A 22,942-nucleotide genomic window follows, 5' to 3' on the forward strand; every position below is an offset into this window, starting at 1 on the left:
TGCAGCCCCCAATTGCAATATCGCTGATTTCGGAGAGCGGATGGCGGGAATACCTCGGCGCGGCAACCAAGGAGCCGCCAGATGATCTTCCATGTCTCTATCGCCGCCGACGACCCGGTCCGGGTCGGCGACGCCATTGCCCGCCTGTGGCGCGCCGAGGCCATGCCCTTCCCGCCGATCGGCGCGGGCTCGGTGATCGTGCTCGCAGGCGACCACCGAAATTCGGCCATCGAAATCTATCCCCGCGGGACCGAGCTGCATCCGGCCGAGGGCGACGCCGACGCCGAGGGTCGGACGGGCGCGCCCGTCCGTCATGGCTCCGTCCATATGGCCATCGCCACGCCGCTGGCGGCCGACGAGGTGTTCGCCCTGGCCGCCGACTACGGCTGGCTGGCCAAGGCCCGGAGGCGCGGGGGCATGTTCGGCGTCATCGAGCTCTGGGTCGAGAACGCCCTGATGGTCGAGGTGCTGACGGCCGAGATGCAGGCCGAGTACCTGGAGACCATGACCCCCGACGGATGGCGCGCTTCGTTGGCCGCCGGCCCGCCGCTCGCCGCCTGATCGCCGAACCGTGCATCGGGTAAGAAAAACGGCGGCTGGATCGCTCCAGCCGCCGTTCTGATTCCGGGGATCCTGAACGGGCTCAGGCTTCCGAGGCCGGCTCTTCCTTGGCCGTCATCTGGCGCTCGGCGATACGGGCCGACTTACCGCGACGGTCGCGCAGGTAGTAGAGCTTGGCGCGGCGCACGACGCCGCGGCGCTTCACTTCGATGGATTCGATCATCGGCGACAGGATCGGGAACACCCGCTCCACGCCTTCGCCGAACGAAATCTTGCGGACGGTGAAGTTCTCGTCGACGCCCTGACCCGCACGGGCGATGCAGACGCCCTCATAGGCCTGGACGCGCTCGCGCTCGCCTTCCTTGATCTTCACGTTGACGCGGACGGTGTCGCCCGGACGGAATTCGGGGACCTTGCGGGCGGCCAGCAGGCGGTCGGCCTCTTCCTTGCGCAGGGTCTCGATGATGTTCGCAGCCATGGTCTTCATCCTTACTGGGCTTGCCCTTTTTTGGGATCAGGGGCGCCTTTTGCCTGTTGATTGGCGGTCCTGGCGGCCCACAAGTCGGGCCTCCGCTCCCGCGTCGTCGCTTCCCGCTGTTCCTGGCGCCACTTGCGGATAGCCGCGTGGTTCCCGGACAGCAGCACCTCGGGGATCTCCAGACCTTCGAACGTCCGCGGTCTCGTGTACTGCGGATGCTCGAGGAGCCCGTCCTCGAAGCTTTCTTCACTCAAGCTCTCGGCCTGGCCCAACACACCGGGCACGAGCCGTACGCACGCCTCGATCGCCACCATCGCCGCCGCCTCGCCACCGGCGAGCACCGCGTCTCCGACGGAGACCTCCTCGAACCCGCGGGCGTCGAGCACCCGCTGGTCCACCCCCTCGAACCGTCCACAGAGGACGATCAGCCCAGGCGCCTGGGCCCATTCCTTCACGCGCGCCTGGGTGAGGGGACGACCCCGGGCGCTCATGTACAAAAGCGGACGTCCGCGCCGCTCCACGCTGTCGAGCGCAGAGGCGATCACGTCAGCCCGCATCACCTGTCCCGGACCGCCACCCGCAGGGGTGTCGTCAAGGAAGCCGCGCTTATCTGTGGAAAAGGCCCGAATGTCCACCGTTTCCAACGACCAGAGCGCGGCCTCCCGCCACGCCGTCCCGATCAGGGAGACGCCCAGCGGACCCGGAAAGGCGTCCGGGAACATGGTGAGGACAGTGCAGTCGAAGGACATGTGCGCCCCTAGGCCGCGCAAGTGACGCCTGCGTCAAGCCTTGCCGCCGCCCGTACACCCGCGTATCGGCGCTCGACATGAGCGAGAACCTGCCTCCCGAAACCGAAGCCCAGGACGAGACCCTGGTCGAGACGCTGCAGCTTGAGCGGATCGAGGAGAACCTGTTCCGGGGCACGTCGCCCGACAATGCGCCCGGCCGGATCTTCGGCGGCCAGGTGATCGCCCAGTCGCTGCTGGCCGCCTACGAGACGGTGGAGGCGCGGGTCTGCCACTCGCTGCACTGCTACTTCATCCGGCCGGGCGACCCGACGGTGCCGATCGTCTTCGAGGTGGACCGCAGCCGGGACGGCGGCAGCTTCACCACCCGGCGGGTGGTCGCTGTCCAGCACGGCAAGCAGATCTTCAACCTCGCCGCCTCGTTCAAGGACCCGGAGGAAGGCTTCTTCCACCAGGCCGCGATGCCGGAGGGGCCGCACTGGTCCGAGCTGAGGGACCAGCGCGAGGTGATGCTGGAACTCATGAAGGACGCGCCCGAGCAGGCCAAGCGCTGGCTCTCGCGGCCCATGCCCATCGAGATGCGGTCGAAGGACGCCCGCACCTACTGGATGGACAAGCAGCCGAAGCCGCCCGAGTCCCAGAACTGGTTCCGCTGCGCTACGCCGATCGGCGACGACCCGCGGATGCACCAGGTGATCCTGGCCTACGCCTCGGACATGAACCTCCTGTCCACCGCCATGCGGCCGCACGGCGTCCACTGGCAGACCAAGGGCTTCCAGTCGGCCAGCCTCGACCACGCCATGTGGTTCCACAAGCCGACCAACTTCAACGACTGGCACCTCTACGTCCACGACAGCCCGTCGGCCTCGGACGGCCGCGGCCTGATCCGCGGGGCGATCTACGCCGAGGACGGTACGCTGGTGGCGTCGGTGGCGCAGGAAGGCCTGCTGCGGATGCGGAGCCAATAGGGATCGGGTCTTCCCTGCGACGCTTGGGAAGCGTAATGCAGCCGCCTTTCGCAGTTGCAGCATCGCGGACGCTCCCATGGATACGACCCAGACGCTCGCCGAGACCCTCAAGCTGGAACGGCTGGAGGTGAACCTCTTCCGCGGCACGACGCCCGACGAGGAGCAGCGCCAGCGGATCTATGGCGGCCAGGTGATCGCCCAGTCGCTGCTGGCCGCCTATGAGACGGTCGAGGACCGGGTCTGCCACTCGCTGCACTGCTACTTCATCCGGCCCGGCGACCCGTCGATCCCGATCATCTTCGAGGTGGACCGCAGCCGCGACGGCGGCAGCTTCACCACCCGCCGGGTCATCGCGGTGCAGAAGGGCCAGCAGATCTTCAACCTGGCCGCCTCGTTCCAGGTCGAGGAAGACGGCTACGAGCACCAGTCCGACATGCCGGACGCCCCCGGCTGGGACGCGGTCGAGGACGACTCCGTGGTCCGCCGGCGGCTTAACCCCAACCCGCCCGCAGAGGACGTCGACTGGATCGACCGCGTCCAGCCGATCGAGATGCGGACGGTGGGCGGCCGCTTCGACGTGGTGGAGCCCGAGCGGCGCGATCCGCACCAGCAGGTCTGGTTCCGCGCACGCCACCCGATCGGGTCCGACGCCCACATGCACCAGGTGATCCTGGCCTACGCGTCCGACATGAGCCTGCTGGGCACATCGGTCCGTCCGCACGGGGTGAGCTGGCGCACGCCGGGCTTCCAGTCGGCGAGCCTCGACCACGCCATGTGGTTCCACCGGCCGACCGACTTCAACGAGTGGCACCTCTATGTGCAGGAGAGCCCGTCGGCGTCGGGCGGGCGGGGCTTCAATCTCGGCTACATCTACCGGGCGTCGGACGGGGCGCTGGTCGCCTCCTGCGCCCAGGAAGGCCTGATGCGGATGCGCAAGCCGAGGCCGAAGGCCTAAAGGCCCAGGACGTCCTTCAGGGCCGCGGCGACCTTCTCGACGTCGCCGTCCTCCATGCCCGGATAGAGCGGCAGCGACAGGCAGCGCGCGTACCAGGCCTCGGCGCCCGGCAGCTCAAGGTCACCGTAGAGCTCACGGTAGTAGGGCTGGCGGTGCACGGGGATGTAGTGGACCTGCGTGCCGACGCCGCGGGCCTTCAGGGCGCCCACCACCTCTCGCCGCGACTTTCCGATGGCGTCGAAGTCGATCAACGCCACCATCAGGTGCAGGACGGGATCGCTCCAGGCCGGCTGTTCGGCGATACGCACGGTCGGAGCCAGCGGGGCCAGGGCTTCGCGGTAGAGGGCGCCCAGTTGCCGCCGCCGCTCGGCGAAGCGCGGCAGCTTCCTGAGCTGTGACAGACCGAGCGCGCACAGGATGTCGGGCAGCCGGTAGTTGAAGCCTGGCTCGGGCATCTCGTACCACCATGGCTCGCAGCCCTCGGGCCGCACCATGCCGTGGCTGCGGAGGATCCGCAGGCGCTCGGCCAGGGCCGGATCGTTGGTGGTGACCATTCCGCCTTCGCCGGTGGCGATCGTCTTCACGGGATGGAACGAGAAGGTCGCCATGGCCGAATGGCGCACATCGCCGACGACTTCCGACACATTGCCGAAGTTCATCGTCGTTCCGACCGCATGGGGCGCGTCTTCCACCAGCACGGCGCCGGCGTCCCGCGCCAGCGCTTCCAGGGCCGGCAACTCCACAGCGTCGCCGCGCAGATGCACGGGCAGCACGGCCCGCAGCTTCCGGCCGCCCACGCGCTCCAGGGCGTCGGCCAGGGTGGCGGGCGTCATCAGCCCCGAGTCGCGATCCACGTCGGCGAACACGACGTCCGCGCCGACGTAGCGGGCGCAGTTGGCTGTGGCGAGGAAGGTGATGGAGGGGGCGATCACCACCTCGCCAGGCTGGACCTTCAGCGCCAGCATGGCCAGGTGAAGCGCCGCCGTGCCGTTGGCGCAGGCCACCGCGTGACGCGCGCCGACCGTCTCGGCGAAGGCCCGCTCGAAGGCCTCCACCGTGGGCCCGGTGGTCAGGAAGTCCGCCCGCAGCGCGTCGGCGACCGCGGCGATGTCGTCATCCTCGATCGTCTGGCGGCCGTAGGGGAGGACCATCTCAGTCGTCGGCCCGGCGGCGACGCTCGACCGGCTTGTCCTCGGCCAGCATCTTCATGAGGCCGGTGCCGTCCAGCCATTCGTGGTTGGTGTCGCTGGCATAGCTGAAGTCGTCGCTGATCCGCGCCCCTTCCAGCGGCTCGCGGCTGTATTCAACGAACGCGGGTTCGATGGCGTAGCGGTCGCCCAGGTCGACGGTGTTCCGCGCATCGTCGGCCGAGATCATCATCTCATGCAGCTTTTCGCCCGGACGGATGCCGATGACCTTGGTGGCCATGCCCGGGGCCAGGGTCTCGGCGATGTCGGTGACCTTCATGGACGGGATCTTCGGCACGAAGATCTCGCCGCCGTGCATCCGATCGAGGGACGAGAGCACGAAGTTCACGCCCTCGCCGAGGGTGATCAGGAAGCGGGTCATTCGCGGGTCGGTGATCGGCAGCTCGCCCGCGCCGCGCTGGATCAGCCGCTGGAAGAACGGGATCACCGAGCCGCGCGAGCCCACCACGTTGCCATAGCGCACGACCGAGAACCGCGTGCCGATGTCGCCCGACAGGTTGTTGGCGGCCACGAAGGTCTTGTCCGACGCCAGCTTGGTGGCGCCGTAGAGGTTGATCGGGTTGCAGGCCTTGTCGGTGGACAGCGCCACCACCTGAGCCACGCGATTGGCGAGGCAGGCCCAGACGACATTCTCGGCACCCAGCACGTTGGTGTGGATGCATTCGGAGGGATTGTATTCGGCCGCCGGCACCTGCTTGAGGGCGGCGGCGTGGATCACGATGTCCACGCCCCGGAAGGCAAGGCTGAGCCGCTCGCGGTCGCGCACGTCGCCCAGGAAGAAGCGCATCGCCGACAGCTTCTTCGGCCCGAACCGCTCGGCCAGGTCGATCTGCATCTCGCTCTGCTTCAGCTCGTCCCGCGAATAGACGATGAGCTTTCGCGGCGAGCAGCGCTCGAGCACGGTCTCGATGAAGCGGCGACCGAAGGAGCCCGTGCCCCCCGTCACCAGGATGACCTTGCCGTCGAGGTCGAGGTTGGTCGGCGCAAATCGGCCCAAGGGGCGCTCCGAAGCAGTTTGCGGACGTCTTGCCTCAGGTTTGGCGCCTGCGCGTAAAGAGACCGCTAACCATGATCGACGATCTGAGGCAGATGGACCGACGCCTCTTCCTCAGCCTTGCCGCCCTGGCCGCCGTACCTGCGGTCGCGCAAGCGTCCAGCAAGGGCGGCGACGCGAAGACGGCCACCAACTCCACCTACCTGGCGCTGGGCAATCTGCTAGGCACGACGACAAGGGTTGATGGTCGGCGCGGCGTGCTGTCGGTGGATGTCGGCCTCGACGTGCCCGACGCGGCCCTGCGCAAGCGCGCGGAGCAGTCCGTCCCGCGCCTGCGGGCCGCCTATGTTCAGATCGTGCAGTCGTACGCGTCCGGCCTGACGACGGGCCAGCTGCCGAGCCCCGACTACATCGGCCAGGCTCTGCAGCGGCAGACGGACGCCATCCTGGGCAAGCCGGGCGCGCGCGTCCTGCTGGGCGCCATCATCGTCAACTGACCCGCGGAAGGGCCGGGATCAGACCTCCTCCTGCCCCGCGGCCTCGTCCATGAACTGCGCCAGGCGCACGTCCAGTTCGGTGACGCCGTCGGCGTCGTGCGTGGTCAGGACGACCTCCACCCGATTGTAGACATTGAACCACTCCGGATGGTGGTCGAGCCGGTCGGCCATGATGGCGGCCCGGGTCATGAAGCCGAAAGCCTCGTTGAAGTCCTTGAACCGGAAGGTGCGGACGATGGCGTCGCGCGGTCCCGCGGCCTTGCTCCAGCCGGGCAGGTCCACCAGGGCGGCGTCGGCGCCGATCCGGGGCGGCCGGGTCATGCCGGCTCCTGGTCGAACGTCAATCCGGTGTGCCGGGAAAGGTCGGCGAGGGTCTGGTCGACGTCCACGACCTTGATGGCCCGCATGCCGAGCCCTGCCGCCGGCTTACAGTTGATGCCGAGGTCGTCGAGGTAGACGCAGGCCTCCGGCTGCACCCCCAGGAGGTCGCACATCATCAGATAGATGCGCGGATCCGGCTTGCGGACGCCGGCCTTGGAGCTCTCGATGATGGCGTCGAACAGCGGCATGACCTGCGCCATGGCGCCGGCCATCCGCTGGCCCTCGTCCTGGCCGGGGCTGTGCTCGGAGACCACATTGTTGGTGATGCAGCCGACCTTGAACTGCGCCTTGCACGCCTTCAGCGCCGCCACCATCCGCGGCCGGAGCTGGCCCGAAAGGAGCGGCAGGACCTCGCGCCCCGGCACGGGATGGCCCAGCGCCGTGGATTCGGCGAGGAACAGCTCGTCGAACTTGAAGGTGTCGATCTCGTTGCGCTCGAACAGCGCCCAGGCGTTGTGGTCGGGGTTGGTGGCGTTGATCCGCCGGATGAAGTCCTTGGGCAGACCCTTGTCGGCCTCGTAGCGGTTGAACGCCTCGAACGGCGAGGAGGTGAAGACCCCGCCGAAATCCCAGATCACCGCCTCGATCGTCACGCCCTGCTCCTGCACCAAATCTTCGCGGCGCGGACGCTAGAGAGACAAGATTGGACGTGCAAGTAAGGGGTGATGTTCCTCCCCCATCGCCTTCCAAGGCCGGCGCGTCTCGGCCTCTACGCCCTGGCCGCCGCGATCCTGCTCGTGCTCTGCCTGCTCCCGACGGAGGAGCTTCCCGATCCCGGCACAGGCGACCGGTTCGAGCACACCGCCGCCTGGTTCGTGCTGACGGCCACGGGCTATGCGCTCGCGCCCCGCCGACGGTTGGCCATTCCCGCCTTCGCCCTCGCCTATGGAGTCCTGGTCGAGGTCGTCCAGGCCGTGGCTCCCACCGGCCGGCATGGCGACCTGGCGGATCTGGCGGCGGACGCCTTGGGCGTGGCCGTCGCCGTCGCCGGCTACCTGGCGGTGCGCAGGCTTCGCCCAGCCTGATCGACGGCGCGCAGCGCCGGCTCTATGGTCCGCGCCATGTCCGAGCCCAAGACGCCCTTCATCTACCTCGCCGTGCCCTGCTACGGCGGCCAGCTCACGCTCTATTTCGTCAGCTCGCTGCTCAAGCTGCAGGACGCTTGCCGTGAGCGTGGCATTGGCCTGCATGTGGAGATGATGGGCGGCGAGGCGCTCATCACGCGAGGGCGATCGCGGCTGGCGGCGTCCTTTCTGGCCCACCCCGAGGCGACCCACATCCTCTACATCGACGCCGACATCGGCTTTCAGCCGCACGATGTCTTCCGGCTGCTGGACTCGGGCAAGGACGTGATCGCCGCCGTCTGTCCGCTGAAGAAGATCGACTGGGGCAAGGTGCGCCGGGCGGTGGAGAAGGGCGTGCCGGACCTGCAGGCCGCATCCATCGGCTATGTGGTCCGCTTCCTGCCCAACCCGCAGAACAGCGTCGAGGTGAACGACGGCTATGCCCAGGTGGCCTATGGCGGCACCGGCTTCCTGATGATTTCGCGCCACGCCATGCAGACGCTGTTCGACGCCTATCCCCAACTGAGGGCCAAGATGGGCGACATGGCCGACAGCTCCGCCCCGGAGACGGTCATGGTGTTCGACACCATGATCGAGCCCGAGACGGGGCAGTACCTCTCGGAGGATTATGCCTTCTGCCGCCGCTGGCGCGACCAGGGCGGGGAAATCTGGGCCGACTTCCAGGCGCGCCTGACGCACGTCGGCCATGCCGCCTATACGGGCAGCCTCCTGGACGCGCTGCAGGCCGGCGTCTGACCTATTCCGCCGGGGTCGCGGCGGCCACGCCGGGGGCGTCCTTCACTGGCGGCGGTTCGGCTGCGTCACCCGTCCGCGCACGCCGGGCCACCAGGGCCGCGCGGGTTTCCTCGAAGGTCTGCCGGTTGATCGCGTAGCGTGCGTAGCAGAGAGCCGCGATCAGGCCGGGGATCGCCGCGACGACGCCGTCCCAGACCGCGAGGTTGAACAGCACCCCCTCGGCCACCGCCCCAGGCGTCGCCTTTTGCGGGAAGGCGATCATCAGCAGGACGAAACCCGCCAGGACCGAGCCGATCGCCTGGTCGATCTTCGCCGCCAGAGCGCGGGTGGAGTACAGAATTCCCTCCTGTCGCACGCCAAACCGAAGTTCGTTCTCATCCGCGATATCCGCCAGGGCCGACATGGCGCCGATCTGGAGGACGCTGAGCGAGCCATACGACAGGGCTGACCAGGCGATCAGGATGACGAGCAGGTTGGGCGTCTCCGAACTCAGCACCCCCGTGACGCCGGCCACCAGCGGGGCTGCCGTCGTCAGCGAATAGGCGATGGCGCCCCACACCAGCGTCGCCCGCTTGTCGAAGCGGCCGTGCATGCGGGCCGCGAAGAGGAAGGCCGTGGCGTAGCCGACGAAGCTGCCGATCACGAACCAGCGGAGCTCCTCGCTGGAGAGACCCCAGTAGAACGTCGCGGTGTAGAGCCTGAGGCCCTCCTTCAGCCCGATCATCATCGAGAGGAAGAAGTACCCGATCAGCAGCCAGACGTAGTTGCGGTTGCGCAGCGCCTTCCAGACGTCGGCGAAGAACTCGGCGGGGCTGAAGGATTTCGCGTCGGCGGCCGGCTGCGGCAGGAACGGAATCCGGTCGCGGGTGAACCAGGCCGAGGCGAACAGCACCGCCACGATGGTGAGCGCCATGGTCAGGGCGAAGGTCGGCCAGGGCTCGGGGTTCAGCAGACCGCGCGGATACTGCGGCGTCGACGGGAAGAAGTAGCTGAGCGCGATCCAGGTCATCGCCGACCCGCCAGCCCAGGTGAAGAAGCTGTTGTAGGCCATCACCTTCGACCGCTCGAGGTAGTTGGGCGAAAGCTCGGCCCCCAGCGCCAGGTGGGGCGTGTGGAAGAAGGTCATCACCTGGCGCAGCAGAGAGACGAAAACGCCGCACCAGAGGGTCAGGGCAAGGGGGTCCAGCCCCTGCGGCGGATTGAAGATGGCGTAGAAGGTGAGGGCGATCGGAACCGGCGCGGCGTACATCCAAGGGTGCCGGCGACCCAGCCTGGACTTCGTCCGGTCCGACCAGGCCCCGACCACCGGCTCGGTCAGGCCGTCGAGGACCAGGCTCACCGAGATGGCCATGCCGATCCAGTGCGCCGGCACGCCCAGCACCTGATTGTAGTAGAGCAGCGCGAAGCTGGAGACCGCGTAGAGGGCGATCACCTCGGCGGCGCTGCCTATCCCGAAGGCGAGCTTTGTCTTCAGCGGCAGCCGTTCGGCCCCGGCGGGCGCGGCGTGGGTCATGCGCGGTTTCCTCCGGCGGGCTCTGTCGGCCACGCTCAGGCGAAAGGCTGATCCCATGGCGGATCGCCGTCAATCGAAACGTACCGATGTTTCGAGACTGAAAAATGCCGGCGATGGCCGGCCCAGCCGATCTGACGATCTTGCGAGATATCTGCTAGAAGCGAGGCGACCGAACCCTGAAACCGGCTTTCAGGCGCAACAATGGTTCAGAAATCGCAGCGGGCGCGCCCTATCATGCCTCAGCCTCTTTCCTCCGTCGCGGCGGGTCACAATCGCGGCGCCGCGCGCGAGGCCGAGCTGCTCCGGCGCATCGACGAGCGCCTTCGCTGGCTGGCCACCTGGACGATCCACAACGCCAACCACCTGCGCGAAAGCCGCGACGGATTGAAGGTGGGCGGGCACCAGGCCTCGTGCGCCTCGATGACCACGATCCTCACGGCGCTCTATTTCCACGCCCTGAGACCCGAGGATCGCGTCGCGGTGAAGCCGCACGCCAGCCCCGTCTTCCACGCCGCCCAGTACCTGATGGGGCGCCAGACCCGCGAACAGCTCGAGGCCTTCCGCAGCTTCCGCGGCGCCCAGTCGTATCCCTCCAGGACCAAGGACCGCGACGACGTGGATTTCTCTACCGGCTCGGTCGGCCTGGGCGTGGCGATCACCGCCTTCGCCTCGCTGATGCAGGACTACCTGAAGGGCCATGGCCTGCTCGACCCGGCGCGCGAGGGCCGCTTCGTCGCGACCCTGGGCGACGCCGAACTCGACGAAGGCAACATCTACGAGTGCCTCATCGAGGCCTACAAGCACGACATCCGGAACTGCTGGTGGATCGTCGACTACAACCGGCAGAGCCTGGACGCGACAACGGCCGACCGGATGTTCGACCGCTTCGACGACATCTTCGAAACGGCCGGCTGGCGGGTCGTGACGCTCAAATGGGGCAAGGCCCAGATGCGCGCCTTCGCCCGGCCGGGGGGCAGGGCGCTCCAGGCCTGGATCGAGGGCTGCCCCAACGCCGACTTCGCCGCGCTCACCTACCAGGGGGGCGCAGCCTGGCGGGAGCGCCTGACGCGCGACATCGGTCGCGAGGCAGGCGTCGCCGCGCTTCTGGAGAGCTTCGACGACGAGGCCCTGCACCAGCTCATGATCGGCCTGGGCGGCCATTGCATCGAGACGCTCACCGAGGCGTTCGACGCCTGCCAGGACGACGTGCCGACACTGTTCATCGCCTACACGGTCAAGGGCTTCGGCCTGCCCCTCCAGGGCCACAAGGACAACCACGCCGGCCTGATGACCCCCGCCCAGGTGGAGGCGCTCCGCCAATCGATGGGCGTGCCGAAAGGCGAGGAGTGGTCGCCGCTGGCCGGCCTCGCCCCCGAGGACGCCGCCGAGGTCCGCGCCTTCATCGACGCCGCGCCCTTCGCCCAGCCGGCGCAGCGGCGGTTCGTCGCCGAATCCGTGCCGGTCCCGGCCCGGGCCGATTTCCCGAGCCCTGACGGCGCCGAGCAATCGACGCAGCAGGCCTTCGGGCGGATCCTGCTGGACCTCGCCAAGAGCGGCCATCCGCTGGCCGACCGCATCGTCACCACCAGTCCCGACGTGACGGTTTCCACCAATCTCGGCGGCTTCGTGAACCAGCGCGGCCTATTCCGGCGCCGTGAGACCGCCGATGTGTTCCGCGACGCGCGCATCCCTTCGCCGCAGAAATGGGCCGGCGGCGGCGCGGGCCAGCACGTGGAGCTGGGCATCGCCGAACACAACCTGTTCCTGAACTTGGCCGCGTTCGGACTGTCGGCGCCGCTGTTCGGCCAGCGGCTGCTGCCGGTCGGGACGGTCTACGACCCCTTCATCAGCCGTGGGCTCGATGCCCTGAACTACGCCTGCTACCAGGACGCCCGCTTCATGCTGGTGGCGACGCCGTCCGGCCTGACGCTCGGACCCGAGGGTGGCGCGCACCAGTCGATCTACACGCCGCTGATCGGCGTCGGACAGCCGGGCCTCACCTATTTCGAGCCCGCGTTCGTGGACGAACTCGCCGAGGTGATGCGGTGGTCGTTCGAGCACATGCAGGCGCCGGACGGCGGCTCGGTCTACCTGCGCCTCACCACCCGCGCCCTGGCGCAGGTCGAGCGCGCCGACGACGCCTGGCGGGAGGATGCGCTGAGGGGCGCCTATTGGCTGAAGGCGCCGAGCGCAGGTTCGGAAGCCGCCATCGTCTTCTGCGGCGCGGTAGCGCCGGAGGTCTTGGCGGCGGCCGAGCAGCTTGCCGAAGACCTCCCGGGCCTGGGCGTTCTGAACGTCGTGTCCCCGGGCCTGCTGCATCGGGACTGGATGGCGGCCCGCCGCGGTCGCTGGACCGTCGGCGAGCGCCGAACCAGTCACGCCGAGAGCCTCCTGAGCCGGCTCGCGCCCGGAGCCGGCCTGGTCACGGTCGTGGATGGCGCGCCGGCGACGCTGTCCTGGCTGGGCGGCGTCCTGGGCCAGAGGGTCAGCGCGCTGGGCCTCGACAGTTTCGGTCAGGTGGGCGACCTGCCCGACCTCTATCGGCACTATCGCCTGGACGTGGATGCGATCGTCGAGGCCTGCGCGGACCTGTTTATCTGATCCGTGGATAGATCATCTACATAGTAGAATGATCCATCCATATATGTGGATCACAAGCCGGTCGGCGTGAGATCAGGCCAGCGCCTGCTCAAGGTCCGCGATGAGGTCGGACACGTCCTCCACGCCCACCGAAAGGCGCACCAGCCCGTCTGAAATCCCGATGCGGGCCCTGGTCTCGGCGGGGATCGAGGCGTGGGTCATGATGGCCGGGTGCTCGATCAGGCTCTCCACCCCCCCGAGGCTCTCGGCGAGGGTGAAGAGGCGGGTGCGCTCCAGGAACCGGCGCGTTCCGTCGAGATCGCGATCGAGGACCGCCGTGATCATCCCGCCGAAGCCGTGCATCTGCTTGCGGGCGAGCTCGTGCTGCGGGTGGCTCGAAAGGCCGGGATAGATCACCCGCTCGACCGCGGCGTGACCCGCAAGCCATTCCGCGATCGCCATCGCGTTGGCGCAGTGCCGCTCCATCCGCAGCGCCAGGGTTTTCACCCCGCGGAGGGTCAGGAAGCTGTCGAACGGCGAGGCGACGGCGCCCACGGCGTTCTGGAGGAAGGTGAGCTGGTCGCGGAGCGCCGCGTTGTCGCCAACCACCAGCGCCCCACCGACGACATCGGAGTGGCCGCCCAGGTACTTGGTGGTCGAGTGCATCACCACGTCGAAGCCCAGCTCGAGCGGGCGCTGGACGTACGGACTGGCGAAAGTGTTGTCGGCCGCGGCGATCAGGCCCCGACGCTTGCAGAGGGCGGCTATGGCCTCCAGGCCCGCCAGGCGAAGCAGCGGGTTTGTGGGGGTTTCCACCCAGACGAGCTTCGTCCTGGGCGTGATGGCGGCTTCGACGGCCGAGACGTCGGCCAGGTCCACGAAGCTGAAGGAAAGGCCCGCCGAGCGCTTCTTGACCTTGTCGAACAGCCGGAACGAGCCGCCGTAGAGGTCTTCCGAGGCGATCACATGGTCGCCGGCGTCCAGCACGTCCAGCAGGGTCGAGATGGCCGCGAGCCCCGAGGCGAACGCATAGCCCCTCGTCCCGCTCTCCAGGTCGGCCAGGGCGCGTTCCAGGGCGTAGCGCGTCGGATTGTGGCTGCGCGAATACTCGAACCCCTGGTGCACGCCGGGCGAACTTTGGGCGTAGGTCGAGGTCGCGTAGATCGGCGTGATCACCGCGCCCGTGGAGGGGTCGTGTTCCTGGCCGCCGTGAATCGCGCGGGTGGCGAAGTCCAGCCGGTTCCTGCCGTGGGTGTCGTCGGTCACGCCGCGCGCCTCAGATAGTTGATCAGGTCGATGCGGGTGATGAGCCCGAGGAATTCCTTGCCGTCCATCACGATCGCTACCTCGTCGCGCTCGAAGATCGGCAGCAACGCCTCCAGCGGCTCGCCGGCCTGGAGGGTGTTGAGCTTGGCGGTCATCGCGGCCGCCACCGGCTGCTTGAACCGCTGGTCCTGGCGGCGATCCTCAACGGCCTCGAGGAGGTCGCTTTCGTCGATCAGGCCGATCAGCCGTCCGTCGTCGAGCACCGGGAGCTGGCTGACGTCGGCCTGGCGCATTCGGTTGTAGGCGGTGAGCAGGGTGTCTTCCGGCCCCACCGTCACGGCCTCGCCGCCCGAGCGGGCGATCAGGTCGCGCAGGTCCCCGTGCAGCTCACGATCGACCAGGCCCTGCTCGGCGACCCAGCTGTCGTTGTAGACCTTGGAAAGGTAGCGCGAGCCCGTGTCGCACACGAGCGTGACCACCCGTTTCGGCTCGGTCTGCTCGCGGCAGTAGCGCAGGGCGGCGGCCAGCAGTGTGCCCGACGACGAGCCGCCGAGGATCCCGGCCTTGGTCAGCAGCATGCGCGCGGCGGCGATGCTCTCCGCGTCGGTGATCTCATAGGCCTTGGCGACCAGGTCGAGGTCGCAGTTGTCGGGGATGAAGTCCTCGCCGATGCCTTCCACGACCCACGAGCCGGGCGTCACCTCCTCGCCGCGCTCGATCAGCGGCGCGAGGATCGAGCCGACCGGGTCGGCCAGCACCATCCTGGTCTTGGGCGAGGCCTTGCGGAAGAAGCGGCCGAGGCCCGTCAGCGTGCCGCCCGAGCCGACGCCGACGACCACCGCATCCACGTTGCCTTCCATCTGCTCCAGGATCTCGGGGCCGGTGGTGGTCTCGTGCGCCAGCGGGTTCGCCGGGTTGGAGAACTGGTTGATGTAGACGGCGTTGTTCAGCTTCGCGGCGATGGCGGCGGCCATGTCCTGGTAGTACTCGGGATGACCCTTGCCGACGTCCGACCGGGTGATCCGCACGTCGACGCCCATGGCGCGCAGGTGCTGGATCTTCTCCCGGGCCATCTTGTCCGGCACCACGAGCAGCAGCTTGTAGCCCTTGAGGATGCCTACCTGCGCGAGCCCCAGGCCGGTATTGCCTGCAGTCGCCTCGACGATCGTGCCGCCGGGCTTCAGAGACCCATCCTTCTCGGCCGCCTCGATCATCGAGCGGGCGATCCGGTCCTTGATCGAGCCGCCGGGGTTGGCGCTCTCCAGCTTCACGAACAGGCGGCAGGGGCCGGTGTCGAACCCCTTCAGCTCCACCATCGGCGTGCGGCCGATGAGCTCGAGGGTGGTGTCCGCCGGCGGCGGCAGGGGTTGGGCGGTCAAGAGCGCTCTCTCGCGTGGGACGACGTGAAAACGAAAGCAGATTGCTTTTGTTTCGGGTGAAGGAGGTAGACATCAGCGCGGAGGCCTAGGCAAGGCGCGTTTTCGTGCCCCTTTGCGGCAGGAGAAAGGGCACGTTCGGTCACCCGACATTGGGTCGCGGCGATCCTGTAACCCTTCCGCTACCGTTCCGTACGCGAATAGCCTGAGCCGATGGCCCAGCGTCGGCGGCCAAGACCGGGGAGGCCTGCTTGAAGCCATTCGTTCCTTTGATCGCCGCCTGCGCGCTGCTCGCCGCCTGTTCGCCCGCCGCGGAGAAAGCCGGAGAGAGCGGCGGCGGGACCAAGTTCAACACCACCATCCCGATGACCGAATACATGGGCCACGTCGTCGATCCGGCGGCCTTCATGTACTGGAGCAACTCCGGCTCGGACATCACCGAGGAGGGGGAGAAGGAGCGCTACCCGACTACCGACGAGGGCTGGGACGTGCTGGTCACGGGCGCCACGATCCTGGTGGAGGCGGGCAACACGCTGCAGCTCCCGCACCGGACCCGCGAGCCGGTGGCCGAGTGGAACAAGTACGCCCAGATGATGAGCGAGCGCGCCTTGCTTGCGCGCGCGGCGGCCGAGAAGCACGACAAGCAGGCGGTGTTCGACGAGGGCGGACGGCTCTACGAGGTCTGCGTCGCCTGCCACCAGAAGTTCATCATCGAGCCGCAGGAGAAGGCCGGCGTGGCGGAGCCGATGGCGCCGCTGCCGAAGACGCCCGACGGGAAATAGCCTCTATGGCGCACTCCGGCACGGCCCGCCGGCGCGGTCAGGTTCGTCCATGGAGGCCCAGCCGCCGAGCCCGCACCGGAGCGGGGGCGCGTTCCAGGCGCGACCGTGGCGGGCCTCGCCGAACGCGAGGCTGAGGCGACCCGTTTCCCCGAGCGGCATGTCGGTGCGCACATAGACGCTGCGATAGCCGCCCGTGCCGACGCCCACCGACACCTCGCCGTGGATCCTGCCGTCGTCACGCCGCCCGTCCGCAGGGACGACGCCGGCCACCTCGCCCAGAGGTTCGACCTCCAGGACCGGCGAGCTCCTCAGATAGGCGTCGATCTGATCGGCGACGCTCGTCGCGGCATCTGGCGTGGCCGTGGCGACCGGAGGCTCTTCGGCAAGGGCGGGGGAAGCCAGGAAGATGGCGGCCAGGGCGAAGGCGGTGCGCATGCGAAGCTCTCCTTGGCCGCCACTCAATCGCGCAATTGCGGCGATGATATTGCAGGACGCGCCCGCGCCCCCGGAACGTTCGCCACGATCCCGGCCTCGTTCCCCGGCCGGCCCGGCGGGACCAGCTCGTAGAAGCCGGACAGGCGCAGCCGCACCACCACGGGCCGTTCGCTGGAGTTGGAGAACTGCCAGCCCTGGATCCCATCGAACGGCGCCGTGAGCGCGCCCTGCTGGCGAAGCCCGAACGACTGCCGGTAGGTGGCGACGGTCATGGGCTGGCCGGGGGCCGGCGTCGTGTGTCCATGCTGGTCGAAGTGGAAATCCCGCGCATCTGCCGCGCCGACCACCTCCCAGGCGTAGATCAGCGTCGCGTCCTTCGCCATCCGCACCTTGTATTCCAGCTCCGACCGCTCGGCGCCTTCCAGGAAGCCGCCGAGCGGGATTTCCACGACGTCGCTTCGGAACGGGGTCGCATACTCGCGCGCCCGCGCCGCACTGCCTGAACGGGGATCGACCTCTAAGTCGTCAGGGGCCCAGAGGCGCGACAATCCCGTCAGTCGTCCCGTCCCCAGCGGGTCGCGGTCGAACTCGGCGGGCAGCACGGCCCCCAGCACGACGAGGGCCGCGAGCACGAGGGTCCCGGCCACGGCGGCGATCAGCCGGCCGCGCGGCATTGGGGGGTTGGGTTCGAGGCTCATGGCACGGCTCCGCCGAGGACGTATCCCGCGATCTGCTGGCCGGCGAGGATGAAGCCCGCCAGCATGAGGACGACATTGGCGCCCTGGGCCGCCGGCGCGAACATCCGCGTCCGCCGCCACAGGGTCATGACTACGAGGATCAGCGACAGCGCCAGCAGCTGGCCCAGCTCCACGCCGACGTTGAACGCCACGAGGTTGGCCAGTAGGCCCTCCGGGTTGAGGTCCAGCGTCTGCAGCTTCGTAGCCAGGCCGAGGCCGTGGATCAGTCCGAAGCCGAACACCGCCGCGCGCGTGTCGGGCTGCGCGCGGAACAGGGTGCGGAAGCCGCCGAGGTTCTCGAAGGCCTTGTAGGCCACGGACAAGCCGATGGCGGCGTCCACCAGATGCGGATCGACCCGCCATCCCAGGAATACCCCGGCAAGCAGCGTCGCCGAATGGCCCAGCGAGAACAGGCTGACGTACAGCGCGATCTGGCGCAGGCCGAACAGGAAGAAGATCACGCCCACCAGGAACAGGAGGTGGTCGTAGCCGGTCACCATGTGCTTGGCGCCGAGATAGAGGAACGGGACCGGATCAGCGCCGCGCGCGCCGGCCACGAAGGCCGCGTCCGAGCCGCCGATCTCGTGCGCGGCAGCCGCGCCGACGAGCATCAGGCCGAAGCCCGCCGCCGAAAATAGCGTGATCGGAATCCTGATCGCCACCTCGGGCGCATACCGTATTTTCTGTCCCGGAGGGAGCGCTCCGACACGAAAAGGGCGGAGCGTCGCCGCCCCGCCCTTCCGCTCTCCTCCAGCTCCCGATCGTGTCGGGGTCTAGAATTCCTTCCGGAACGTCGCGCCGTAGGTGCGCGGCGCGTTGGTGATGAAGCCATAGCGGGCTCGCAGGCCGCGCTCGCGGTCGATGGACAGCTTGGCCCGCTCGTCGCCCAGGTTGTTGACGAAGGCGGCCGCCTCCCAGCCCTCGCCGCGGACGCCGACCCGCAGGTTGACGATCTCGTACGACGGCAGTTCCAGCGGGAAGATCAGGCTCGTCGCCGTTCCGCCGCCCACGTTGGGGAAGAGCGGCACACTGCGCGGATTGTTCTCCTGGTCGGAGATCTGCGTGTAGCGCTTGCCCACGTGCTGGAGGGTCAGGTTCGAGAACACCGAGCCGCCGTTGGACATCTCGCGCTCGTAGCCGACGCTGAACGAGGCCTGGAACTTCGGCACGGTCGGCAGGCGGTTGCCATCGCGCAGGCCCTGGATCGGCTGGCCGGCGGCGTCGAGCAGGCTCGAGGTCAGCTCGGCGTCGTTGTACGAGGCGGTCGCCGCGACGTCGAAGTTCTCGGTCAGGCGATAGCTGAACTCGGCGTCGAAACCGACCGACTTGGCGCTCTCCACATTGGCGATGATGCGCGAGGAGCAGCTGCCGGCGTCGATCGTGGCCTGCAGGTTGTTGATGTCGGCGTAGAAGCCCGCCAGCGTGAACTGGCCGGCGCCGCCGCCCAGCCGCGCCTTCAGGCCGGCCTCGTAGTTCCACACCGTCTCGTTCTTGAAGCTCGGCTGGGAGAGGCTGTTGAACGTCGCGAAGTCGGCCGGCGTGCAGAGCGGGCGGTTCAGCGGGTCGTTGATCCCCCCGAGGCGGAAGCCCTTCGACACCTGGGCGTTCAGGGTGATGTCGTCGGTCGCCTCATAGGCCACGATCACGCGCGGCGCCCAGGCGTCGGCCTTGGTCTTGCCCGGCACCTCGATGGTCTTGTCGGCGAAGATGCCGTCGAAGGTGAGCGTGCGGGTTTCCTTGTAGTCGCTCCAGCGCAGGCCGGCAGTCACGTCCAGGCGCTCGGTGACCGCATAGGTCGCCTCGCCGAACAGGGCGTACTGGCGCTGCTTGTAGGGGACCACCGAGTAATAGAGGCTGTCGGTCGGGGCGCGGTCGCTGGCGGTCGGAATGCCGGTGGCGGCGCTGAAGCCGACGACCCGCAGGTCCTGCGCGTAGTCGCGGTCGATGTCGGAATAGAAGGCCCCGGCCACCCACTGCAGCGGACCGTCGCCGGTGGAAGACAGGCGGACTTCCTGGGTGATCGTCTTTACGTCGGTGGTGTCGTAGAGCGGCGCGTCGATCGTGTAGACCGCCTCCGGCAGGCCGATCGAGCCTCCGGTGATCGAGCCCGTGAGGGCTGTCGCGTCGCGCAGCACCAGCACGTCGCGGTCGGTGAAGCTGGAGATCGACGTCAGCCGCACGCCGTCGAAGTCGTACTGCAGCGTCAGGTCGGCGAGGAAGAACTCGTCCTCGAACTTCTCCTTGAGCTGGGTGTACTGCTTCAACCCGCCGAGCTGCACCCGCGGCCGGGTGGTCGTGAACTGGTTGCCGAGGATGTTGTAGACGTCGACCCGGTTGAACCCGTCGACGTCGATCTTCTGGTACAGCACCCGCGGGGTGATCTCGAAGTTCTCGGACGGCTTGATCAGCAGGGCCGCGCGAACGCCGCGCCGCCAGCCGTCGTTGACGTCCTTCTCCACGCTGCCGTCCGGCTGGACGGCGTCGATGAAGCCGGCGAACTGCTCGTTATAGGCCGTCACGCGCAGGGCCATCTGCTCGTTGAGCGGCATGTTGACCGCGCCCTTGAGGCTGTAGCCGACGTCGCCGCCCTGGACCTTGGCGGCGGTCGCTTCCACCACGCCCTCGAACCCTGCGGTCGTGGGCTGGTTGGTGATGTAACGGACCGTTCCCGACAGCGAGCCGGAGCCATAGAGGGTGCCCTGCGGCCCGCGCAGCACTTCCACGCGGTTCAGGTCGAAGAGGTCGAGATCCGGCGTGAACAGCGACAGCGAGATCACCGACTCGTCGAGGTAGACGCCCACCTGCTCCTTCACGCCCGGCTGGTCGCGGACGATCTGGCCCGCCGAGATGCCGCGGATGGCGACCTGGCTCTGACCCGGGCCAAGGTTCTGGACGCTGAAGCTGGCGACGGTTCGCGAAAGCTCCTCGACATTGGTGACGCCGCGGTTGCGCATCACCGCTTCGGTCTGAGCTGCGACCGAGAAGGGCACGTCGATCAGGGCCTCGTCGCGCTTGCGCGCCGTGACCACCAGCTCCTCGACGTCGGTTTCCGCGGCCCACGCGCCGGCGGGCAGCGCCATCGCCAGTGCCAGCGTGCTGACGCACGCGCTGAGCGCGAGTTTGTGTCGGGTCATGGGCTTCCTCTCAACTGCAGCGAGAGTCGCTGCTTGTTCTTGCGGCAGAGGTAGCTACAAAACCGTCATATTCGCCAGAGAACGCGAGTCTCCCGGCGCGCCTTCGTCACGAACCGATGCGCCGCGGACACATATCGTTAATCGGGCTTAAGAATTTCCGGGTCTTTCAGCCGTTTCGGCCAGGCGCCGGCGTGGGCTTCGTCGACCGTTCGGACAGAATCCGCCCCCCCGAGTCGCGTGGCCCAGGCGCGGGCGGAAGCGGGGGGGACGACCCCGTCCCGCTCGCCCAAAAGATGTCGCTGCGCCACGGGGAGGGGCCCCGCCGCCAAGGCCGCGACCTCGGGCGCCAGGTTCAGCGGAGACAGGCGCCGCGCGGAGGTCCAGGCCTGGACGTCCAGCGGGGCGGCGATCGTGACCAGCTCGGCGACGTCCGACCGTCTTCCAGCCAGCGCCGCGGCCATGACGCCACCGCCAGACCATCCCACCAGGCGCACCTGCCCCACGCCCGCGCTGCGCTTCAGATCGTCCACGGCTGCGTCCAGGGCCGCCAGCATGGGCGCGGAGAACCGGTCAGCGGTCCAGTCGCCAGGACGGCAGGCGGGGTCGCGCCCCCGGGTGAACTGGCACGGTCGGGCCACCCATGCCCGCGGGCCGTCGGGCCAGGCGCGGGCGATGGCCAGGCCGATCGGGCGCGACGGCGTGGGGTCGGCGGTCGGCCGCCCGCCGCGGTCATGGGCCCGCCCGTCGCCTTCGATCACCACCGTCAGCACATGGCCCGGCGGCTGCGCGGCCGGCGTCGCCGTCGCCACGACCCGCCCGGCGGCGGACACATCACGGCGTGTCCAGCCGCCGCTCTCCAGCGGCGCGGTCGTGGCGCAGGCGACCAGCGGCAGGGCGACGGCGACTGCCGCCGCCGCCCGCAGCGGGGTCAGAACCGCCCGCCGAGCGTGACCCCGAAGGTGGTCTCACGCTCGTCCTTCCGGGCGACGGTCGTGCTGACGCCCACGGCGAGGTAGCTGGCCGGCGTGACCGAGATCGAAAGGCCCGCGCCGATGCGGCCGTAGTCGTTGTCGGTCCCCGCCTCGTTGTCGAGGTAGTGGTCCCAGGCCGCGCTGACGTAGGGCGAGATGAAGTCGGTCCGGTAGAACAGCGCCGCGCCGGTCCGCAGGATCGACAGCTTGTTGTCGACCCGGTTGATCGCCCGCCCGGCGCTGTCGACATAGGCGTCGGTCTTGGAGTCGGACAGGAACAGCGAGGCGGTGGGCGCCAGCACCCAGTTGTCGGCCAGCTCGACCTGGCCATCCAGGGAGAGGGTCGCGAAGATCTGCTCCCTGTCGGTCTTCCCGCGCGAGCTGAGGATGCCGAAGGTGCGGTCGTTCTGGACGTCCTGGCCGGAATAGCCGACCACCCCGGTGAGCGCCCAGCTGTCGGCCAGCCGGAACGAGCCGTAGACGCCGCCGGTCCAGCCGTCGGACTCGTGCGCCGCCAGCGGACCGTCGATGTCCAGGTCGTTGTAGGCCGCGAACACCCCCACGGCCGCACCGTCGAAGGCGTAGTCGGCGCCGACCGCGACGCTGCGGGCCCAACCCTTCTGGTCACGGTTCGCCCGGTCGTCCTTGATCCGCGAGCCGGTGGCGTTCACCCACAGGCCGATCGGCCCCTCGCCCTCGCCCGCCGACTGCCCGCGATAGCCCTCCAGCGATCCGACGCGGGTGAGGCCGGCGGAGAGGACCTGGTTGCGGGCGGCGATGAAGGCCTGGGCGAAGCCGGACGACAGCGCATCGCCGAGCAGGGCGTTGAGGAACTGGTCCGTCTGCACAGCCGTGAGCAGCAGCAGGTTGCCCGTCGCCACCGTGATCACCGTGCCGTCGGGCGCGACCATGGTCGGCTGCGGCGTGACGGGCGTAACGGGCGTGGTGGGTGTCGTTGGCGTGGTCGGGGTGGTTGGTGTGGTGGGCGTGGTCGGCGTCGTCGGTGTGGTCGGTGTGGTGGGCGTCGTGGGCGTCGTCGTGCCGCTCGAGCCGGACCCCAGCGCGTCGGCGCAGGCGCCGCTGCCGGTGACTTCGCGGGTCTGGGCGTTCACCGTGCAGGTGAAGGCGACCGTCACCCCGCCACGAGTCACGTCCCCCGTATAGGTCTGGATCAGGCCATTGGTGGTGATGTTCGTGAAGTTCACCGTGGCCGGATTGCTGGTGTAGTCCGGCCCGCCCGTGATCGAGATCCGCAGCGATGTCGGGCCAAGGATCGCGGTCTCGATCCGCGTGCCGTCCGGCCGGGTGACCACGGTGGTGCTGGTTCCGCCCGGTCCGACCGTGGTGCCGGTTCCCGGAATGGTCGTGCTCTGCGCCAGGGCCGAGCCGGCGATGGTGGCGGCGAACAGGCCTGCGGCGAGGCCAAGCTTATATTTCACGAGAATCATCCCCCTCGAGATCCAGGGGCGTCTCGTTATCGGCGCCGCGCGCGGGATTGATCCCCCGAATGGGGGTCCGGCGGTATTGCGACTTCAGTAAG

General features: G+C 68.7%; 23 protein-coding genes. 8 read left to right on the forward strand and 15 right to left on the reverse strand.

The features are described from left to right. The first annotated feature begins 81 nt into the window (after nt 1-81). Complete coding sequence (locus tag DJ019_RS05665; protein ID WP_111275488.1) at nt 82-561, forward strand: hypothetical protein; 480 nt, start codon at nt 82-84, stop codon at nt 559-561. A gap of 82 nt (nt 562-643) precedes the next feature. Here DJ019_RS05665 and rplS read toward each other — a convergent pair whose 3' ends face one another. Beyond that, complete coding sequence (gene rplS / locus DJ019_RS05670) at nt 644-1,039, reverse strand: 50S ribosomal protein L19 (RefSeq protein ID WP_111275489.1); 396 nt, start codon at nt 1,037-1,039, stop codon at nt 644-646. Between the two features lie 11 nt (nt 1,040-1,050). Continuing rightward, the gene (trmD, locus tag DJ019_RS05675; protein WP_111275020.1) at nt 1,051-1,788 is read right to left on the reverse strand and encodes a tRNA (guanosine(37)-N1)-methyltransferase TrmD; all 738 of its coding nucleotides are present in this window, start codon (nt 1,786-1,788) and stop codon (nt 1,051-1,053) included. A gap of 77 nt (nt 1,789-1,865) precedes the next feature. On the opposite strand from trmD, the gene DJ019_RS05680 reads away from it, so the two are divergent. Further along, the gene (locus DJ019_RS05680; RefSeq protein WP_111275021.1) at nt 1,866-2,753 is read left to right on the forward strand and encodes an acyl-CoA thioesterase; all 888 of its coding nucleotides are present in this window, start codon (nt 1,866-1,868) and stop codon (nt 2,751-2,753) included. A 76-nt stretch (nt 2,754-2,829) separates the two neighbouring features. Then, nucleotides 2,830-3,708: an acyl-CoA thioesterase gene (locus tag DJ019_RS05685; protein ID WP_111275022.1), complete on the forward strand. Its 879-nt coding sequence runs from the start codon at nt 2,830-2,832 to the stop codon at nt 3,706-3,708. On the opposite strand, the gene pseC is transcribed toward DJ019_RS05685, so the two are convergent. Both pseC and pseB read right to left on the reverse strand, forming a co-directional pair. Then, the gene (gene pseC, locus DJ019_RS05690) at nt 3,705-4,859 is read right to left on the reverse strand and encodes a UDP-4-amino-4,6-dideoxy-N-acetyl-beta-L-altrosamine transaminase (protein ID WP_111275023.1); all 1,155 of its coding nucleotides are present in this window, start codon (nt 4,857-4,859) and stop codon (nt 3,705-3,707) included. The genes DJ019_RS05685 and pseC overlap by 4 nt on opposite strands. Nucleotide 4,860: 1 nt before the next feature. Then, complete coding sequence (gene pseB, locus DJ019_RS05695; protein ID WP_111275024.1) at nt 4,861-5,913, reverse strand: UDP-N-acetylglucosamine 4,6-dehydratase (inverting); 1,053 nt, start codon at nt 5,911-5,913, stop codon at nt 4,861-4,863. A gap of 71 nt (nt 5,914-5,984) precedes the next feature. On the opposite strand from pseB, the gene DJ019_RS05700 reads away from it, so the two are divergent. Further along, nucleotides 5,985-6,407, forward strand: a complete 423-nt coding sequence (locus DJ019_RS05700) for a Tat pathway signal protein (RefSeq protein ID WP_240606381.1) — start codon at nt 5,985-5,987, stop codon at nt 6,405-6,407. 18 nt (nt 6,408-6,425) lie between these two features. On the opposite strand, the gene DJ019_RS05705 is transcribed toward DJ019_RS05700, so the two are convergent. Next, nucleotides 6,426-6,728: a 4a-hydroxytetrahydrobiopterin dehydratase gene (locus DJ019_RS05705; RefSeq protein ID WP_111275025.1), complete on the reverse strand. Its 303-nt coding sequence runs from the start codon at nt 6,726-6,728 to the stop codon at nt 6,426-6,428. After that, nucleotides 6,725-7,381 (reverse strand): HAD-IA family hydrolase, encoded by a 657-nt coding sequence (locus DJ019_RS05710; protein WP_111275491.1) that lies wholly within the window; start codon nt 7,379-7,381, stop codon nt 6,725-6,727. The genes DJ019_RS05705 and DJ019_RS05710 overlap by 4 nt, the downstream gene beginning before the upstream one ends. Before the next feature lie 72 nt (nt 7,382-7,453). Between DJ019_RS05710 and DJ019_RS05715 the strand changes: the two genes are divergently transcribed. Both DJ019_RS05715 and DJ019_RS05720 read left to right on the forward strand, forming a co-directional pair. Continuing rightward, nucleotides 7,454-7,813, forward strand: coding sequence for a hypothetical protein (locus tag DJ019_RS05715; protein ID WP_111275026.1), 360 nt, complete (start codon nt 7,454-7,456; stop codon nt 7,811-7,813). Between the two features lie 36 nt (nt 7,814-7,849). Then, a complete protein-coding gene (locus DJ019_RS05720; protein WP_111275492.1) occupies nt 7,850-8,608 on the forward strand; it encodes a hypothetical protein in 759 nt (252 codons plus the stop codon). Nucleotide 8,609: 1 nt separating this feature from the next. On the opposite strand, the gene DJ019_RS05725 is transcribed toward DJ019_RS05720, so the two are convergent. Continuing rightward, nucleotides 8,610-10,121, reverse strand: a complete 1,512-nt coding sequence (locus DJ019_RS05725; RefSeq protein ID WP_111275027.1) for an MFS transporter — start codon at nt 10,119-10,121, stop codon at nt 8,610-8,612. 234 nt (nt 10,122-10,355) lie between these two features. Between DJ019_RS05725 and DJ019_RS05730 the strand changes: the two genes are divergently transcribed. Further along, the gene (locus DJ019_RS05730) at nt 10,356-12,722 is read left to right on the forward strand and encodes a transketolase (protein ID WP_111275493.1); all 2,367 of its coding nucleotides are present in this window, start codon (nt 10,356-10,358) and stop codon (nt 12,720-12,722) included. A 72-nt stretch (nt 12,723-12,794) separates the two neighbouring features. Here DJ019_RS05730 and DJ019_RS05735 read toward each other — a convergent pair whose 3' ends face one another. Both DJ019_RS05735 and DJ019_RS05740 read right to left on the reverse strand, forming a co-directional pair. Continuing rightward, complete coding sequence (locus DJ019_RS05735; protein ID WP_111275028.1) at nt 12,795-13,967, reverse strand: cystathionine gamma-synthase; 1,173 nt, start codon at nt 13,965-13,967, stop codon at nt 12,795-12,797. After that, nucleotides 13,964-15,346, reverse strand: a complete 1,383-nt coding sequence (locus DJ019_RS05740) for a pyridoxal-phosphate dependent enzyme (RefSeq protein WP_111275029.1) — start codon at nt 15,344-15,346, stop codon at nt 13,964-13,966. The genes DJ019_RS05735 and DJ019_RS05740 overlap by 4 nt, the downstream gene beginning before the upstream one ends. 248 nt (nt 15,347-15,594) lie before the next feature. Here DJ019_RS05740 and DJ019_RS05745 point away from each other — a divergent pair, with 248 nt between their 5' ends. Beyond that, a complete protein-coding gene (locus DJ019_RS05745; protein WP_133255251.1) occupies nt 15,595-16,125 on the forward strand; it encodes a hypothetical protein in 531 nt (176 codons plus the stop codon). A 3-nt stretch (nt 16,126-16,128) separates the two neighbouring features. Here the strand turns inward: DJ019_RS05745 and DJ019_RS05750 are convergent, their stop codons facing one another. The 6 genes from DJ019_RS05750 to DJ019_RS05775 all read right to left on the reverse strand — a co-directional run bounded on the left by DJ019_RS05750 (nt 16,129) and on the right by DJ019_RS05775 (nt 22,841). Further along, nucleotides 16,129-16,560 carry a hypothetical protein gene (locus tag DJ019_RS05750; RefSeq protein WP_111275031.1) on the reverse strand — a complete coding sequence of 144 codons (432 nt, stop codon included), beginning with the start codon at nt 16,558-16,560 and terminating at the stop codon, nt 16,129-16,131. 23 nt (nt 16,561-16,583) lie between these two features. Then, a complete protein-coding gene (locus tag DJ019_RS05755) occupies nt 16,584-17,258 on the reverse strand; it encodes a hypothetical protein (protein WP_133255252.1) in 675 nt (224 codons plus the stop codon). Then, nucleotides 17,255-17,959 (reverse strand): HupE/UreJ family protein, encoded by a 705-nt coding sequence (locus tag DJ019_RS05760; RefSeq protein WP_240606382.1) that lies wholly within the window; start codon nt 17,957-17,959, stop codon nt 17,255-17,257. Before DJ019_RS05760 ends, DJ019_RS05755 begins: the two co-directional genes overlap by 4 nt. Before the next feature lie 111 nt (nt 17,960-18,070). Next, nucleotides 18,071-20,431 (reverse strand): TonB-dependent receptor, encoded by a 2,361-nt coding sequence (locus tag DJ019_RS05765; RefSeq protein WP_111275033.1) that lies wholly within the window; start codon nt 20,429-20,431, stop codon nt 18,071-18,073. A 137-nt stretch (nt 20,432-20,568) separates the two neighbouring features. After that, nucleotides 20,569-21,261, reverse strand: a complete 693-nt coding sequence (locus DJ019_RS05770) for an alpha/beta hydrolase family protein (protein ID WP_111275034.1) — start codon at nt 21,259-21,261, stop codon at nt 20,569-20,571. Between the two features lie 98 nt (nt 21,262-21,359). Beyond that, entirely contained in the window at nt 21,360-22,841 is a 1,482-nt protein-coding gene (locus tag DJ019_RS05775) for an autotransporter outer membrane beta-barrel domain-containing protein (RefSeq protein WP_133255253.1), read from the reverse strand. Nucleotides 22,842-22,942: the final 101 nt, after the last annotated feature.

This window comes from Phenylobacterium kunshanense, assembly GCF_003254525.1.
Lineage (GTDB): Bacteria > Pseudomonadota > Alphaproteobacteria > Caulobacterales > Caulobacteraceae > Phenylobacterium > Phenylobacterium kunshanense.

Excerpts from the sequence above, each read along its gene's own strand:
- DJ019_RS05665 (WP_111275488.1), top strand. The coding sequence starts at position 82 with ATGATCTTCCATGTCTCTATCGCCGCCGACGACCCGGTCCGGGTCGGC.
- rplS (WP_111275489.1), bottom strand. The coding sequence starts at position 1,039 with ATGGCTGCGAACATCATCGAGACCCTGCGCAAGGAAGAGGCCGACCGC.
- trmD (WP_111275020.1), bottom strand. The coding sequence starts at position 1,788 with ATGTCCTTCGACTGCACTGTCCTCACCATGTTCCCGGACGCCTTTCCG.
- DJ019_RS05680 (WP_111275021.1), top strand. The coding sequence starts at position 1,866 with ATGAGCGAGAACCTGCCTCCCGAAACCGAAGCCCAGGACGAGACCCTG.
- DJ019_RS05685 (WP_111275022.1), top strand. The coding sequence starts at position 2,830 with ATGGATACGACCCAGACGCTCGCCGAGACCCTCAAGCTGGAACGGCTG.
- pseC (WP_111275023.1), bottom strand. The coding sequence starts at position 4,859 with ATGGTCCTCCCCTACGGCCGCCAGACGATCGAGGATGACGACATCGCC.
- DJ019_RS05700 (WP_240606381.1), top strand. The coding sequence starts at position 5,985 with ATGATCGACGATCTGAGGCAGATGGACCGACGCCTCTTCCTCAGCCTT.
- DJ019_RS05705 (WP_111275025.1), bottom strand. The coding sequence starts at position 6,728 with ATGACCCGGCCGCCCCGGATCGGCGCCGACGCCGCCCTGGTGGACCTG.
- DJ019_RS05715 (WP_111275026.1), top strand. The coding sequence starts at position 7,454 with ATGTTCCTCCCCCATCGCCTTCCAAGGCCGGCGCGTCTCGGCCTCTAC.
- DJ019_RS05720 (WP_111275492.1), top strand. The coding sequence starts at position 7,850 with ATGTCCGAGCCCAAGACGCCCTTCATCTACCTCGCCGTGCCCTGCTAC.
- DJ019_RS05725 (WP_111275027.1), bottom strand. The coding sequence starts at position 10,121 with ATGACCCACGCCGCGCCCGCCGGGGCCGAACGGCTGCCGCTGAAGACA.
- DJ019_RS05730 (WP_111275493.1), top strand. The coding sequence starts at position 10,356 with ATGCCTCAGCCTCTTTCCTCCGTCGCGGCGGGTCACAATCGCGGCGCC.
- DJ019_RS05750 (WP_111275031.1), bottom strand. The coding sequence starts at position 16,560 with ATGCGCACCGCCTTCGCCCTGGCCGCCATCTTCCTGGCTTCCCCCGCC.
- DJ019_RS05755 (WP_133255252.1), bottom strand. The coding sequence starts at position 17,258 with ATGAGCCTCGAACCCAACCCCCCAATGCCGCGCGGCCGGCTGATCGCC.
- DJ019_RS05765 (WP_111275033.1), bottom strand. The coding sequence starts at position 20,431 with ATGACCCGACACAAACTCGCGCTCAGCGCGTGCGTCAGCACGCTGGCA.